The sequence below is a fragment of the Bacillus sp. KICET-3 genome (genome assembly GCF_033261025.1).
GTDB lineage: Bacteria > Bacillota > Bacilli > Bacillales > Bacillaceae > Bacillus > Bacillus sonorensis.
Genome location: NZ_CP137345.1, coordinates 2,561,148 through 2,576,381 on the forward strand (window position 1 = coordinate 2,561,148; position 15,234 = coordinate 2,576,381).

10 protein-coding genes are annotated in these 15,234 nt (G+C 47.2%); 3 read left to right on the forward strand and 7 right to left on the reverse strand.

Annotated features, from left to right (window positions below; translation table 11 throughout):
- Positions 1–335 precede the first annotated feature (335 nt).
- Positions 336–2,225, forward strand: a complete 1,890-nt coding sequence (locus R5H20_RS13015; RefSeq protein WP_006636255.1) for a terpene cyclase/mutase family protein — start codon at positions 336–338, stop codon at positions 2,223–2,225.
- Positions 2,222–3,064, forward strand: coding sequence for a superoxide dismutase (locus tag R5H20_RS13020; protein WP_006636256.1), 843 nt, complete (start codon positions 2,222–2,224; stop codon positions 3,062–3,064). The genes R5H20_RS13015 and R5H20_RS13020 overlap by 4 nt, the downstream gene beginning before the upstream one ends.
- Before the next feature lie 22 nt (positions 3,065–3,086).
- Here R5H20_RS13020 and R5H20_RS13025 read toward each other — a convergent pair whose 3' ends face one another.
- Positions 3,087–4,442: a sodium-dependent transporter gene (locus R5H20_RS13025; protein WP_006636257.1), complete on the reverse strand. Its 1,356-nt coding sequence runs from the start codon at positions 4,440–4,442 to the stop codon at positions 3,087–3,089.
- 232 nt (positions 4,443–4,674) lie between these two features.
- Here R5H20_RS13025 and R5H20_RS13030 point away from each other — a divergent pair, with 232 nt between their 5' ends.
- Positions 4,675–5,643: a bile acid:sodium symporter family transporter gene (locus tag R5H20_RS13030; RefSeq protein ID WP_088272859.1), complete on the forward strand. Its 969-nt coding sequence runs from the start codon at positions 4,675–4,677 to the stop codon at positions 5,641–5,643.
- 55 nt (positions 5,644–5,698) lie between these two features.
- Here the strand turns inward: R5H20_RS13030 and odhB are convergent, their stop codons facing one another.
- The 6 genes from odhB to R5H20_RS13060 all read right to left on the reverse strand — a co-directional run bounded on the left by odhB (position 5,699) and on the right by R5H20_RS13060 (position 15,134).
- Complete coding sequence (gene odhB, locus R5H20_RS13035; protein WP_006636258.1) at positions 5,699–6,970, reverse strand: 2-oxoglutarate dehydrogenase complex dihydrolipoyllysine-residue succinyltransferase; 1,272 nt, start codon at positions 6,968–6,970, stop codon at positions 5,699–5,701.
- Positions 6,971–6,984: 14 nt separating this feature from the next.
- Entirely contained in the window at positions 6,985–9,819 is a 2,835-nt protein-coding gene (gene sucA / locus R5H20_RS13040; protein ID WP_006636259.1) for a 2-oxoglutarate dehydrogenase E1 component, read from the reverse strand.
- Positions 9,820–10,210: 391 nt separating this feature from the next.
- The gene (locus R5H20_RS13045; RefSeq protein ID WP_006636260.1) at positions 10,211–12,124 is read right to left on the reverse strand and encodes a vWA domain-containing protein; all 1,914 of its coding nucleotides are present in this window, start codon (positions 12,122–12,124) and stop codon (positions 10,211–10,213) included.
- A gap of 10 nt (positions 12,125–12,134) precedes the next feature.
- Positions 12,135–13,025, reverse strand: a complete 891-nt coding sequence (locus tag R5H20_RS13050; RefSeq protein ID WP_029418392.1) for an ATP-binding protein — start codon at positions 13,023–13,025, stop codon at positions 12,135–12,137.
- A gap of 104 nt (positions 13,026–13,129) precedes the next feature.
- Entirely contained in the window at positions 13,130–13,723 is a 594-nt protein-coding gene (locus R5H20_RS13055; protein WP_040347855.1) for a superoxide dismutase family protein, read from the reverse strand.
- Between the two features lie 109 nt (positions 13,724–13,832).
- Positions 13,833–15,134, reverse strand: coding sequence for a C40 family peptidase (locus R5H20_RS13060; RefSeq protein WP_006636263.1), 1,302 nt, complete (start codon positions 15,132–15,134; stop codon positions 13,833–13,835).
- Positions 15,135–15,234 lie beyond the last annotated feature (100 nt).

Genomic DNA, 15,234 nt, shown 5'->3' on the forward strand with positions numbered 1-15,234 from the left:
TTTTTGCTATGTAACTTTTACTTTCACAAATTTGTGTTTCCCTAGTTATGCCGACGTTTTGAATCATTCTCCGGACCTCGCTTTTTAGAATTTTGCATTTTGATCTAATGAGCAATTCGCTGATGAATTGATCAGCGATGTGTCACTGCGGCAAAAGCTGTTCGGCTAGCGCTTCCGCCCCATGATTCATTCTCCCCAGCTTGTATTCCGCGGTTTTTCTGTTTTCATTTATCCGAAAGCTCTGCTGCAAGTTCAGCATAACCATCTTATTTTGCGATCCGCTATGCATGACACATTTCTCCGGCGAATAGATTAATATGAAGGAGCTGAGAAGAATGCGTTCTTTACTGGAAGACGCGAAAGCTTTCAGACAAAAGACACTGAAAGATCTTCAAAACAGGCAGGAGACCGACGGATCATGGAGATTTTGTTTTGAGGGGCCTGTGATGACGAACAGTTTTCTCATTCTTCTGCTGACATCTCTCGGAGATCATGACTCTTCTCTGATCTCCAGTCTTGCCAGGCGGATCAGGTCCGAGCAAAACGAAGATGGGACATTCCGAAACTATCCGGATGAAGCTGAGGGGCATTTGACGGCGACGGTGCAGGGCTACACCGGCATGCTGGCTTCAGGAATCTATAGCCGCGATGAACCGCACATGCAAAAGGCGGAGGCGTTTATCAGATCAAAAGGCGGACTTCGATCTGTTCACTTTATGACAAAATGGATGCTGGCCGCTAACGGACTGTACCCGTGGCCGAGATTATATTTGCCGTTGTCTTTTTTGCTCATTCCCCCCGTGTTTCCGCTGCATTTTTATCATTTCAGCGCATATGCCAGAATTCATTTCGTTCCGATGGCGATAGCTTTGAACAAAAAATACGTGCTGAAAAACGAGCAGATCGGCTCGCTTCGCCACTTGGATGAAAATATGTCAAAAAATCCGCTCGATTGGCTCAGCATCCGCTCTTTTGATGAACGTAACTTTTATCCTTTCAATCTGCAATGGAAGGAGCTTCTGAAATGGCCGGTTTATGTTCATAACCTCGGGTTCGAAGCCGGGAAAAGATACATGCTGGACAGAATTGAACAAGACGGTACACTGTACAGCTATGCCAGCGCGACGATTTTTATGGTTTACAGTCTGCTATCACTGGGGATCTCCAAAAACGACCCTGTCATCAGAAAAGCGGTTAGCGGAGTAAAAGGACTTGTTGCGCCGTGCGGCGGTGAAGGCCTTTATGTGGAGAATTCAACTTCAACCGTTTGGGATACGGCATTATTAAGCTATGCGATGCAGGAAGCGGGAATGTCTCAAAAAAGTCCAACCGTCTCCTCTGCGGCTGATTATTTGGAAAAAAGGCAGCATATCAGAAAAGCCGATTGGGCCGTCTTTAATCCTCATGCAAAGCCGGGCGGCTGGGGTTTTTCAAATCTTAACACAAACAATCCGGATGTGGACGATACAGCGGCAGCATTAAAAGCGATCCCTTTAAACAGAAGGCCGGCCGACTGGACCCGGGGGCTTGCCTGGCTCTTGTCCATGCAAAACAAGGACGGCGGATTTGCCGCCTTTGAAAAAAACGTCGATCATCCATTGATCCGCAGACTGCCGATTGAATCTGCTGATGAAGCGGCGGTTGATCCGTCGACAGCCGATTTGACGGGCCGCGCTCTGCACGCACTTGGTCTGAAAGCGGGATATACGGAAAACCATTCGGCTGTCAGGCGGGCACTGCATTGGCTTTATCGCCGCCAGGAGAAAAACGGCTCATGGTACGGCCGCTGGGGCGTTTGCTATATTTACGGAACATGGGCGGCTTTGACCGGGATGAAAGCTGTCGGCGTAAGCGGAGAACACCCTTCCGTCAAAAAAGCCCTGTCCTGGCTTAAATCGATTCAGCTTCCTGACGGGAGCTGGGGTGAATCATGCAAAAGCTGTGAAATCAAAACGTTTGCGCCCCTTGCCTATGGCACGGCCGTTCAAACCGCATGGGCGCTTGAGGCTTTGCTGCAATACGAGGATCCACGCGAACCTCTGATCCAAAAAGGGTTCCGCTTTCTCATTGACGATGGCCTCCACCAGCCAAAACACCTCGTCTATCCGACGGGCATCGGGCTTCCAAAACAATTTTACATTTATTATCACAGCTATCCTTTTGTGTTTCCTCTTTTGGCATTAAGCGCGTTTATTAAACAAATGGAAATGAGGGAGAAACGTTGAACAGAGATGTATACAAGGAGGAATTGACGTCCTGGGCCAGCGGCCTGAAAGAACAGGTAAAACATGATTCTTCTTTGGAAAGCTGTTTAGATCAGCTTTTTCGATTGCTCGATGATGCTGATGCGACTGAACAGGAATGGTATGAACAGGCGGAAGCCGTTTATGAAGCAATCAGCCGAAGCAGCGCTTCAAAAAACCCGCAGCAGTACAGAATGGTTCCGATCGGAGGCCACCGCCTCCCAAGGCTTCCCTATTCCTACTCGGCTCTTGAGCCTTTTATTTCAAAAGAGATTATGTTCCTTCATCACACGAAACACCATCAGAGCTATGTCGACGGGCTGAACAAAGCCGAACGGGAGCTGCAAGAGGCGCGGCAGACAAAACAATTTCAGCTTGTGAACCATTGGGAACGGGAGCTTGCTTTTCATGGCGCCGGGCACTATTTGCATACAATTTTCTGGTATGCGATGAATCCGAAAGGCAAAAGAAGACCGACTGGTGAGCTGCTTGAGATGATCAACCGTTCGTTTGGCAGTTATTCCGCTTTTAAAGAACATTTTTCAGAAGCGGCCAAACATGTGGAAGGCGTCGGCTGGGCGATTCTCGTATGGGCCCCGCGCTCACACCGCCTTGAAATTTTGATCGCGGAAAAGCACCAGCTGATGAGCCAATGGGACGTCATTCCGCTCCTCCCCCTTGACGTATGGGAGCATGCCTACTATCTCCAATATAAAAATGAAAAGGCGAAATATGTGGACAATTGGTGGAACGTCGTTGATTGGCGGGAGCCGGAAAGACGCTTCGCCGCGGCGAAACACATCCTGTGGGAGCCATATTAATCGGCAGAAAAAATCCCTAAACTTAAAGGTTTAGGGATTTGAAAACTCCGATCACATCTAAAAAGACGATAATAATGACGACCGGCGCTACGTAGCGGATTAACAGAAGCCAGGCAGCGAACCATTTGCGGCTGATTTTTGAGCCCTCTTTTAATTCCGCGAACAGCTCGTCCTTAGGTATTTTCAGCGGGACGAAAACAGCGATTAAAAACGCTCCGACCGGCATTAAAATATTGCTGACGAGATAATCCGCCGCATCAAAGATTGACAGGCCGAAAATGGAAACATGCTGAAGCGCTCCGTATGATAAGGCTGACGGAATGCCGAACAGGAAAATCGCGATGCCTCCCGCCCAGGCGAATATTCGCCTTTTTCTCGCGTCTCCTTTTGACAGAACGGAAACCAGAATTTCAAGCATCGAAAAAGCTGACGTAAGCGTCGCAAATAAAAATAATAAAAGAAACGCCAATAAAAAGAGAATTCCAAACGGCATCTGATGGAATACGGACGGAAGCACATTAAATAATAGCATCGGTCCGGCATCAGGAGATAAACCGAATGAAAACACGGCCGGGAAAATCGCGATTCCTGCAAGGATCGCCACTGATACGTTTAAAAGCGTGACGGAAACAGCCGACTGCACGATATTTTCTTTTTTGGATAAATAAGAGCTGTACGTCACCATGACGGACACCCCGACGCTCAAGGAGAAAAAGGATTGTCCCATGGCAAACAGCACGGTCTCGGCTTTGATATGTGAAAGATCAGGCTTTAAGAAAAACTCAATCCCTTCCATTGAGCCAGGCAGCGTGACCGAGCGCACAATTAAGAGGAGAAAGATGATGAAAAGGGCCGGCATCATAAACCTGCTCGCCTTTTCAATTCCACTGCTGACTCCTTTTGCAACAACAACGATCGTAATGATGATAAAGAGGAACTGGCTGGCCAGGACGAGATAAGGATTGGCAATCGTTTCCCCAAAAAGGGCTGCATAATCCGCACTTCTTGAAAGCTCTCCCGTCAATCCTTTGAAAATATAAATGATAATCCAGCCTCCGACAACGCTGTAAAACGACAGCAGAATAAAGCACGTGATGATGCCGAGCCGTCCTATCCAGTGCCAGAGCGAACCGGGCGCCAGCTCCTTATAAGATTCAACTGCGTCTTTTTGGGTCTTTCTGCCGATAATAAATTCAGCCAACAATAAAGGAAGCCCAACTAATAATGTAAAAAGAATAAAAATAAGTAAAAATGCCCCGCCGCCGCTGGTTCCGGCAACATAAGGGAACTTCCATATCGCGCCGAGCCCGATTGCCGAGCCGGCCGAAGCTAAGATGAATCCAAGCTTTGATGACCATATATTTTGTTTATTTTCCACTAAAGCACCTCTTCTTCTCATGTCTAACCTGCACATCAGGCTACAAACTATCATTTTAAAAATCATAAACGAATTCGTCAAGGTTTTCAAACATTTCTTTCAGTTTACATAATATATTTATCGTTTAATAAAACAAAAACCTTCCTGGTGTTGAATTATTCAGAAGATTAATTATAATAAGAGAATACTATTTTCGTTAGATTTTCTACACCACGCGTAAGGAGCTGGACACATGAGTCATTTAATCAAGATCAGTCAATTTACCGGAAAAACCTTTGCCCTATGGGTGATCCTATTCGCGGTGCTCGGGTTTGCGTTTCCTTCCCAATTTACCTGGATCAGCCCCTATATTACGATTCTGCTTGGCGTCATTATGTTTGGCATGGGATTGACCCTGTCTGCCGATGATTTCAAAGAACTGTTGAGAAGGCCGCTGCAGGTGCTGATCGGCGTGCTCGTTCAATATACGATTATGCCTCTCACTGCTTTTGGACTGGCCTACGGGCTCAACCTCCCTTCGGAAATTGCCGTCGGCGTCATTCTGGTCGGCTGCTGTCCCGGCGGAACGGCTTCAAATGTGATGACATTTTTGGCTAAAGGAAATACCGCGCTGTCTGTCGCGATCACGACGATCTCAACATTGCTGGCGCCATTTTTAACGCCCTTTCTCATTTTGCTGTTTGCAAAAGAATGGCTCCCGGTATCACCCGGATCATTGTTTGTTTCGATTTTGCAGGCCGTTCTGATTCCAATTCTGGCAGGGCTGTTCGTCCAGTTTTTCTTCAAAAGACAGGTCGAACAAGCGGTGCAGGTGCTGCCGCTCGTGTCGGTCATCGGCATTGTCGCGATCGTAGCCGCAGTCGTCGGCGGAAACCGGGAAAATATCATTCAATCCGGCCTGCTGATTTTCGCTGTTGTCGTTCTTCACAACGGGCTCGGTTTATTTCTCGGCTTTATGTTGGCAAAGTGCTTTAAAATGGATTATCCTTCGCAAAAAGCCGTCTCAATTGAAGTCGGCATGCAAAATTCAGGACTCGGCGCAGCGCTTGCAACCGCCCATTTTTCACCGCTTGCCGCCGTGTCGAGCGCGGTCTTCAGCGTCTGGCACAACCTTTCCGGTTCATGGCTTGCGACATACTGGGCCAAAAAAGCAAAAAAACGGGAGAACGCTCCGGAAAAGACGGAATCCCCTTCCCTTTGATGACAAACAAAAAGCTTTGACCGCCAAAACGGTCAAAGCTTTTTTATGGATTGATTTATCCCTCTAACAGGAGCTGTTCAGGATCTTCAAGCAGGTTTTTCACGGTGACTAAAAATCCGACGGCTTCTTTTCCATCGACGATCCGATGGTCGTAAGATAAAGCGATGTACATCATCGGGCGGTTTTCGAAGCGCTCTTCATCGATCGCAACAGGACGCAGCTGGATTTTATGCATGCCCAAAATTCCGACCTGCGGGCTGTTTAAAATCGGAGTCGATAACAGAGAGCCGAACGTTCCTCCGTTTGTGATCGTGAATGATCCCCCTTGTAGCTCGCTGAGAGACAGTTTATTGTTTCTCGCTTTTTTGGCAAGCTCGCCGATGTCTTTTTCAATATCGGCAAACGTTTTACGATCCGCATCACGGACGACCGGAACGACAAGCCCTTCAGCAGCGGCGACCGCAATTCCGATATCATAAAACTTCTTGATGACAAGCTCGTCACCTTGAATTTCCGCATTGAGAAGCGGATATTTTTTCAGGGCGGCGACAACGGCTTTTGTAAAGAAGGACATAAATCCAAGCTTTACATCGTGCTGTTCAAGGAATTGGTCTTTACGGCGCTTTCTGAGATCCATAACCGCCGTCATATCCACTTCGTTAAAAGTCGTCAGCATAGCGGCGGTGTGCTGGACTTCAACGAGGCGTTTGGCAATCGTTTGTCTCCTGCGGGACATTCTCTGCCGTTCAACCGGTTTTGCCGAATCCTCAGAATTAGCGGCCTTTCCTTGAGGTTTTGGCGCGGCCGGAGCTTTAGGCGGCTGCTCGTTCTTTTGGTAGGATTCAACATCTTGTTTTCTGACCCTTCCGAGCGGATCGCCAGTTGGAATTTCTGATAAATCAATGCCCTTTTCCCGGGCAAGCTTTCTGGCAGCCGGAGAAGCGACCGGTCTTGTTTTCCCGTTCTCCTCCCGGCCTGACGCGCGATCCGGAGTGTCAGCCTTCACTTCAGGCGCAGCCGGCTTTACTTCCGGAGCCTCTGCGCTTTTTTCAGCATCGGCTTGAGGAGCGGAGTCCCCGCCTCCTTTTCCTTCGCCTTCTGAAATCGTTCCGATCACTTCGCCGACTTGAACTGTATCACCGGAGTCTTTCAGCACTTCCTGAAGAACCCCGGACTGTTCTGCCGTTAATTCCACGTTGACTTTATCGGTTTCCAGTTCAAGCAGGAATTCCCCTTGTTCTACATAATCTCCCGGTTGTTTCAGCCATTGGGCTATCGTTCCTTCTGAAATTGATTCCGCTAATTCAGGTACTTTAATTTCCGCCATTTTTTAGTTCCCCCTTAATTTTTGCGAGTCAAGCTCTCAGATACAATTCGTTCCTGTTCCTTCTTATGAACGGTCGGATCCCCTTCTGCCGGACTTGAACGTCTTCTTCTTCCAATGTAGCGCACGTTCACGCCTTTTGGTGCGACCTCTCTTAAATAAGGCTCAATATAATTCCAGGCGCCCATATTTTGCGGCTCTTCCTGAACCCAAACGATCTCTTCCAAATGCGGAAGCTTGGCGAAGATCGCCTTTATATGCTTCGCAGGGAAAGGATAAAGCTCTTCTACACGCGCGATGTGGAGCCAGTCTTTTTCAGCCTCCATCTTATTAAAGTAATCGCTGATGTCGATTGAGACTTTACCGCTCGAAAGAATGAGACGCGTCACCTTTTCATATTGATGAGAAAGACCTGACATTTCGTATACCGGCTTAAAGCCGCCTTCGCTGAGCTCCTGCACTTCGGACACCGTATTCGGATTTCTCAGCAGGCTTTTCGGCGTCATAATGATGAGCGGGCGGATCTCCTCACGAAGCAGCATTTTGGCCTGCCTTCTTAAAATATGGAAATATTGCGCCGCACTCGTCAGATTGGCGACGGTCCAGTTATTTTCCGCCGCAAGCTGCAGAAAGCGCTCCGTTCTGCCGCTCGAATGCTCAGGCCCCTGTCCTTCATATCCGTGCGGAAGCAGGACGACAAGCCCTGATTTTTGCCCCCATTTTGCCCTTCCTGCGGAAATAAACTGGTCAAAATAGACTTGAGCCGCATTCGCGAAGTCTCCGAATTGCGCTTCCCAGATCACCATCGTTTCCGGCGAAGAAACGTTATAGCCGTATTCAAAGCCGAGGACAGATCCTTCAGAAAGCGGGCTGTTATGAACCGCAAATGCCGCTTTTGTATCTGCAAGGTGATGCAGGGCGATGAATTCATCCCCTGTCTTGCTGTCATGAAGAACAAGGTTGCGATGTGCGAATGTGCCGCGTTCTGAATCCTGGCCGGTCAGCCTTACAGGCGTGCCGTCTTTCAAAATGGACGCAAACGCCATCACCTCGGCCAAAGACCAATCGACTTTGCGGTCATCTTCAAACGCTTTGGCGCGCCTTTCGAGGATTCGTTTTAACTTGTCGAAAACGTTGAAGTTTTCAGGCCATGCGATCAGCTCTTTGTTAATTTTGCGCAGGACATCAAAATCAACCGATGTATCGACATTCGGAAACCCGTTGGATACCGGCTCCGGCAAGACGATTTCATGTACCATATCTTCCTTTTTGGCCGGCACTTTTCGGTACGCTTCTTCCAAACGCTTCATCACCGAGTCTTGTATTTTTGAAACGGTGTCTTTTTCAATAATGCCTTTACTGATCAGCTTTTCTGCAAAAATATTTTTGACAGTCGGATGTTTTCTAACCGCATCATAGAGCATCGGCTGTGTCGCCGCCGGTTCATCCATTTCATTGTGTCCAAAGCGGCGGTAGCCGATCAGATCGATTAAAAAGTCCTTATTAAAAGTCTCGCGGTATTCAACCGCAAGCTGAACCGCTGACAGGCATGCTTCCGGATCATCGGCGTTGACGTGGACAATCGGGATTTCAAAGCCTTTGGCAAGATCGCTCGCATATTTCGTCGATCTTGACTCATTGCTTTCGGTTGTGAAGCCGATCATATTGTTGGCGATGATATGGATCGCTCCGCCGACCTGATAGCCCTTCAGCTGGCTGAGGTTCAAGGTTTCGGAGACGATGCCTTCGCCAGGGAACGCCGCGTCACCATGGATCAGGATCGCCAAGGATTTTTTGACATCTTGAACCGGATAGCCGCTCTCTGTTCTCGTTTCCTGGGCGGCTCTTGTGCTGCCCTCGACAATCGGATCGATGAACTCAAGATGGCTCGGGTTGTTCGCCAAGGTAATCCGCGCCGTTTTTGTCTGCTCACCCTGAATCTGGCGTTTTGCGCCGAGATGGTATTTGACATCCCCCGTCCAGCCGTAGTTGATTCCGATTGATCCCTCTGAGGGGACGAGATCCTTATTCGGGGCATGCTGAAATTCGGAAAAGATGATTTCATAAGGTTTTCCGAGCACATGAGCCAAGACGTTCAGCCGGCCCCTGTGCGCCATTCCGATATTAATGCTCGTCGTTCCCGAAGAAACCGACTCGGCGATAATATCATCCAGCATAGGTACAAGCGCATCAAGCCCTTCAATGGAGAAGCGCTTTTGCCCGACAAACGTTTTGTGCAAAAACTGCTCCAATCCCTCAACTTCTGTCAGCCGTCTTAGGACATCTATTAATTTCTCTTTCGATTTCGGGGCGAATAATTCTCCCGACTCGATCTTTTTCATCAGCCAATTGCGCTCTTCAAAAATATGCACATGGTCAAATTCAAAAGAAATCGATTTTTTGTATGTGTTCCTTAAGTACTGGATGGCTTCTAAACCGTTCATTACTTCTTTAGGGGCATCTTTGCAAATCACAGATGCCGGGATTTTTTCCACATCCTGTTCGGTCAGACCGTACTCGGCAAGCGGAAAAAGCTCCTGTTTTTCTTGCGTTTTTCGTAATGGATTGACGGAAGCGTTTAAATGGCCATAGGTTCTAATATCTTCTGCAAGTTTTACCGCGGATGCGATTTTTTCAATAGAATCTGCCGTGAAATGTGCCTCTTCAGTCTTTCCAGAGGCGGCCCTTATGTCGCCCGGGGGAGCTCCGAGATCGTCAAACATCCCTTTTAAGTCAGGATCGATGTTCTCTGGATCCTTGACATACTGATCATAAAGCTCCAGCACATAGCCGAGGTTCGGACCGTGAAATTCTTCCCAAGTCATTCTTTGTTTCATACTATTTTGAAACATTTGAACATTACCCCCAACCTAATAATCAAGTGAATGATTCACTATCTTAATATATCTTCTGAACCCTTTGCCCAGAAATATGTAATAAAAACGCTTCCACGTACATTTTACCACTGATTCTCATTCGTTTCTACACAGATTGTTCAAATAAAATTAAAAAATCATCTTGAAAAATAAAATATTTCATAATTTTGAACATTCAGATTGAAAACTTATGGACACTCTTTGAACTCGCTTTGAATTTTCCCTTTCCGGAAATTTTTTAAACCACTGAATGAACGACATTCGAAAAAACAAAATTTCAAAAATTAAAGTTGATAAAGATAATAAAAATTGGTTTATTCCGCCAATAAAAACAGATGGCCGCAAGCCGTGCAGCCATCTGTCATACCTATCCTATACTTTTGTTCAACAGCTTTTTTAACAGCGGGTACAGCACATCAGGAAGCTGATCGACATCAGGGACGAACAGACTGTACTTGCCGTACATATCCTGGATCGTTTTCACTTGCGATTCTTCGATTTCACTGTTTGATAAAAATACATTGATGACTTCGATTTTTCTTTTTCTCGCTTCCATCACCGCTTCATGTGTATCGACAATCCCGTTTTGTTCATAATTGAAAGCAGCAGGCTCCCCGTCTGAAAAGACGATCAGAAATTTTTGCCCTTCGCTTCTTTGAATGAGCGTTTTCGCCATTTGTCTGATCGCAAAGCCGTCCCGGTTGTCTTCCTCCGGTTCAAGCTGCATAATGCGCGGCCCTGCGTTCTCTTTTAAAGAATCCCTGAAGGAGACGACGGTATGAAAATAATTGGGCTGGCTCGTCTCTGTCGCATCATTTGTATCCTCCCAAAACCCGACAATCTGATGGGGGACGGATACAGATTTGAGCGCTTCATGAAACAGCACGATGCCCCGCTTTGTCTCCTCCATTTTGTCATGCATGCTGGCGGAGCAGTCGACAAGCAATGTAAAGACGGCATCAATTTCGGTTGACGGCTCCTGTTTTTTGTAGAAAAGCCGCGGATTCCGCTCCGTAAAGTAGCGAAGCAGCTTATTGTTCAATCTGCCCGCGTGCAAATCGGTTCTTGGCAGCGTTTTTTTATGCTCCAGCGTTTTTTGGATCATTTGCTTCAGACGTTTTTGATAGGATTCGATCGTCTTTGCCTGCTCGTGATATGCCTGTGTTTCTTCAGCTGTGGGATAATCAGGCGTTTTAAAAATTGAAAAGGCGTAGCGGTTTTCTTTTCCGGCCGCCATTCCGCCTGCATTCGGTTCATCCTGAACGGAATCAAGGGATTCGAGTTTTGAGTAATCTTTCCTTTTTGTCTGTTTAGCCGTTCCCTGGACCGCACCGAGGGCCTGGTCGCCGTCCTCGCCCTCTCTTAAAGCGCCGCCTGCAATATCCGTTTTCGCACCGTGCTCCAAATCGAATTGGAGAAAACTTTTGGCAGGCGCTTCCGTTTCCCTGTGCCATGTCGGCATTTCCTCATCAAGGACTTCCTCGTCCCCATCGCTTTTCTCATCCAAAGTCAGATCGTCGCTGAGTTTCGACTTCGCTTTTACATCATGGAAAAGGGAGTCTTCTTCAACCTCGCCGTATTCAAGCTCAGGAAAAAAGAAATACGTGTTCAGCATATCTTTTTCAAGAACCTCTTCAAAGCCTTCCATTAAGATGTTGACAATTGATGCGATCTCCCTGGTGGAACGCGCTTCATATACGCGGCTCAGCTGCTGTTCAATAAATCCTTTCAGCGGATCAATCGATTCATGGATATGCGGTATATCCTCCAGCGGCGACTCGGCCGCAAGCTTGACATAGATGGCGCAGAACAGGGCGTCCGTAAAAATGCTCCGCTCCAAATTCAGCGTCAGCTGTGTCTTAAAATGTTTCCGGTACATCGATTTGCGGCTGAGAAACACGGATTTTGTTCCCGGCCTCTCCTTTTTGATGCACTCTTCAATTCTGATATCTTCAAAAAGCATAAACAATTGTTTTGCTAAACTCTTAAACTGGAATTGGCGGATCGCAGCAAGCATCTCCGCGAAATCAGTCATTGAGCTGTAGCGGGTTCCGACGGAGCGCAGGTACACATCGCTCTTCAGCCCGGCAACCATATCCCGTTCATCACGATCCTTCCAAAAATGGCTCATATAGATCTTTTTCTCAAAGGGATTGTAATAGGACTGAACGCCGTACTCCACTTCAACCTGATCGCTTTTTGCGAGCGTCTTGGCTAAATCCGTCAGCTCCATAAATAAGAGAGAGTCGATCTTGCTGTCATTAAATTTAATAAACTTCATGAAAGAACCCTCATTCAAATAAAGTTTGGGCAATATTTCGGACAGCCGCTTTCTCGCGCTCATCATCCAGCTTTTCTACGATGCCCCGTTCTATCGCGCGCAGCGGCGGAATGTATGTTGAAAGGTCGCATGTATCCAAAAGAGCCCTGATAGAAGCCGCTTCTTCAGACACCTGTCCATTGTGCGCCTGTGTCATAAGGTCAGAAGACAAGGTGACAAACCGGCTGAGCAGCTTCTGATCCTTTAATTCAGACTGTGTTTCAAGCACGTGTCTCAGCAGGTCCCCTTTAATGTACGGAACATCGATAATGACAAATCTGTTTTTTAATGCCTCGTTTAACGGCACGGTTCCGACATAGCCTTCATTAATGGCGGCAATGACGCCGAAGCCGCCTTCCGCTCTGATGACCTCGCCGGTAAACGGATTTGTCATCGTTTTTCGGTAGTCAAGCACCCCGTTTAAAATCGGCAGTGTCTCGGGCTTCGCCATGTTGATTTCATCAATATATAAAAAATGCCCGTGTTTCATCGCTTTGGTAACAGGGCCTTCAATAAATTCTATGGAAGCCTGCCCGTCTGTATTGTCAATCGTTTTATAGCCGACAAGCGCCTCGGCGTCAAGGTCAACCGAACAATTGACACTGTGCATCGGTTGTTGAAAGTAGGCGGACAACGTTTCGGCGAGCTTTGTTTTCCCCGAGCCTGTAGGCCCTTTCAGCAAAACATTTTTGCCGAGCGAGAGGGCGATGATCGCATCGTAAAGGACCGCATTGTCCTCTGCCTCATAACCGGGCTTTCCGATCAGAGATTGAAATTCCTGTCCTGGTGTCCGGTTTGCGGACTGCATCAGCCTCTCCTTTATTTTTTCCGGCAGCTGTAGTTCGTGTAGGTCGTATTTCATTCGTTGTAAGTTCCTTTCTAAAAAACGTCTTCTGCATCAAGTATACTAACAACCTTTGTTTTCCTCAATATATATGACTGCTGCCGTTTTATCGGAAAAATGGATTATTTTTTGCTGTCATGTGATAGAGCGCCGCACACCATTCGCCCGCCTGAATTTCCGGACGGATTTGTTAAATCATCATCCTGCTTTTCGTGAATAATAAAAGCACTTCCATCCTGGTCAAGCAGACTGAATTTGCTTTTCCTATCCAGTGTGACGTCAGGCGCATTGACGATGACATCGACTTTCCCGTCGGCCCCGACTTCTATATTCGGCAGATCCCCGGCATGAGGCCCTTTCGGATTGTTGAACCCGTGCTCCTTTTGCGCTGGATTGAAATGGGCGCCGGCGCTTTCAAAATCAGGTGTTCGGCACTGGCCTGTTTCATGGATGTGAAAAGCGAGCAATCCGGGCGGCAGATCATGGGCGGCCACCCTTATATCAAGGCCTTCGGCGGCAGATTCAGAAACCTCTATAAAACCGGTTTTTGTTCCATCGCGTTTGATCAGCGGCACCTGAATCGGCTGTGTCACAGGTTCAAATGTTTCTTTATGCTCATGTTCGACAGCCTCATGATCAAGCTCTTTTTGCTGTGCGCACGCCGATGCCAGACAGATGGAAACACATATGAGCAGCGCTTTGTACAATCGATTCATGTCGAGCTCCCCTTTGTCTTTTTCCTTTAGTTTAGACAACGGCAGAATCTGATAAACCTTTCCTCTATAGGGATTGATTGCACAAAAAAAAGCCATAAAAATGGCTTTTTTAGAAAGAATAGCGCTTTGCACCGAGATAGCGCTGCTTCCAATAAGAATTGTTCATATCACTGATGCTGACTCCCGAATCATTGGCATTGATGAATTTTCCGCTGCCTAAGTAAATGCCGACATGGGAAGGACCTGGCTTATATGTAGAGAAGAACACGAAATCCCCTCTTGAAGGCTGGCTGACAGGCGTCATGATACTCCAATATCCGGCTGCGCTCAGTCTTGAAACAGATGTGACTTTGTTGAGCGCATAATAGATAAAACCGCTGCAGTCAAAACCTGAAGGATTGTTGCCTCCCCATCTGTATGGAACGCCAAGCTGATTTTCGGCTTCGGCAATCATTCGTTCCACCTTCGTTCCTTGTGAAATGCCTGATGAAGTATTTGGCGTTTTAGACGAAGAGCTTCCTGAAGACGTTGATTTTGACGCTCCGGAAATTTTCAGCTTTTGCCCGACTTGTATAACATCAGTCTTTAAGTTGTTGGCTTCTCTGATGCTTTGGACGGTCACATTCATAGAGTTTGCAATCTTCCATAAGGAATCGCCTGCCTTGACGGTATAAGTCGTCGTTTTTGAACCGCTGCTTGAGCCCGTTTTCCCTGATGAAGAACTTGAAGACGAACCGGAAGACGGCTTTTTGCTTCCGCTTGAAGCAGTCCCTTTTACCTTCAGGACTTGATTTGGATAAATCGTATCCGACTTCAAGTTGTTCAGCGTTTTAATCTCGGCGACGGTCATATTCAAATGATTGGCGATTTTCCATAAAGAGTCGCCCAGCTTGACCTTGTACGTGCTGCTTGAACTCGTTGACCCGCTTGATTTCGAAGACGAACTTGAGCTTGACGATGACGACTTGCTGCCCTTGCTTGAGCTTGAGCTCGTTGCTTTTCCTTTAACAACAAGCTTCTGGCCCGGATAAATCATATCACTGCTTAGGCCGTTTAACTTTTTGATCTCCTGGACGCTCGTTTTGTAGTCACTGGCGATCAGCCACAGAGAATCTCCTGATTTGACGGTGTAAGTCGTTGTTGCAGAACTTGAGCTTGAGCTGCTTGATTTTTTGTTGCTGTTTTTTGCCTTTCCGTCTGGAATTTCCAAGGTTTGTCCAACATAAATGACCGTTGATGATAGATTGTTGGCTGATTTCAGTGCAGAAATGCTTGTGTTGTACTCTGTTGAAAGCTTCCATAGGGAATCTCCGCTTTTCACCTTGATTGTCTGGGCTTCCGCCGGTGTCGCAGCCAACGAAGTTCCAACTACTGCAGAGGCCGCCAAACCTACTGCTATCTTCTTCTTCATACCTTTTAACCTCCCGCCTCAATTTTATTTCTCTCTATGTATCCATTACACTTGCTTTGCTTAAAACGCCGTCCGCCTGCCAAGCGGGTGACGTGATCAC

Excerpts from the sequence above, each read along its gene's own strand:
- R5H20_RS13015 (WP_006636255.1), top strand. The coding sequence starts at position 336 with ATGCGTTCTTTACTGGAAGACGCGAAAGCTTTCAGACAAAAGACACTG.
- R5H20_RS13030 (WP_088272859.1), top strand. The coding sequence starts at position 4,675 with ATGAGTCATTTAATCAAGATCAGTCAATTTACCGGAAAAACCTTTGCC.
- odhB (WP_006636258.1), bottom strand. The coding sequence starts at position 6,970 with ATGGCGGAAATTAAAGTACCTGAATTAGCGGAATCAATTTCAGAAGGA.
- sucA (WP_006636259.1), bottom strand. The coding sequence starts at position 9,819 with ATGTTTCAAAATAGTATGAAACAAAGAATGACTTGGGAAGAATTTCAC.
- R5H20_RS13045 (WP_006636260.1), bottom strand. The coding sequence starts at position 12,124 with ATGAAGTTTATTAAATTTAATGACAGCAAGATCGACTCTCTCTTATTT.
- R5H20_RS13050 (WP_029418392.1), bottom strand. The coding sequence starts at position 13,025 with ATGAAATACGACCTACACGAACTACAGCTGCCGGAAAAAATAAAGGAG.
- R5H20_RS13055 (WP_040347855.1), bottom strand. The coding sequence starts at position 13,723 with ATGAATCGATTGTACAAAGCGCTGCTCATATGTGTTTCCATCTGTCTG.
- R5H20_RS13060 (WP_006636263.1), bottom strand. The coding sequence starts at position 15,134 with ATGAAGAAGAAGATAGCAGTAGGTTTGGCGGCCTCTGCAGTAGTTGGA.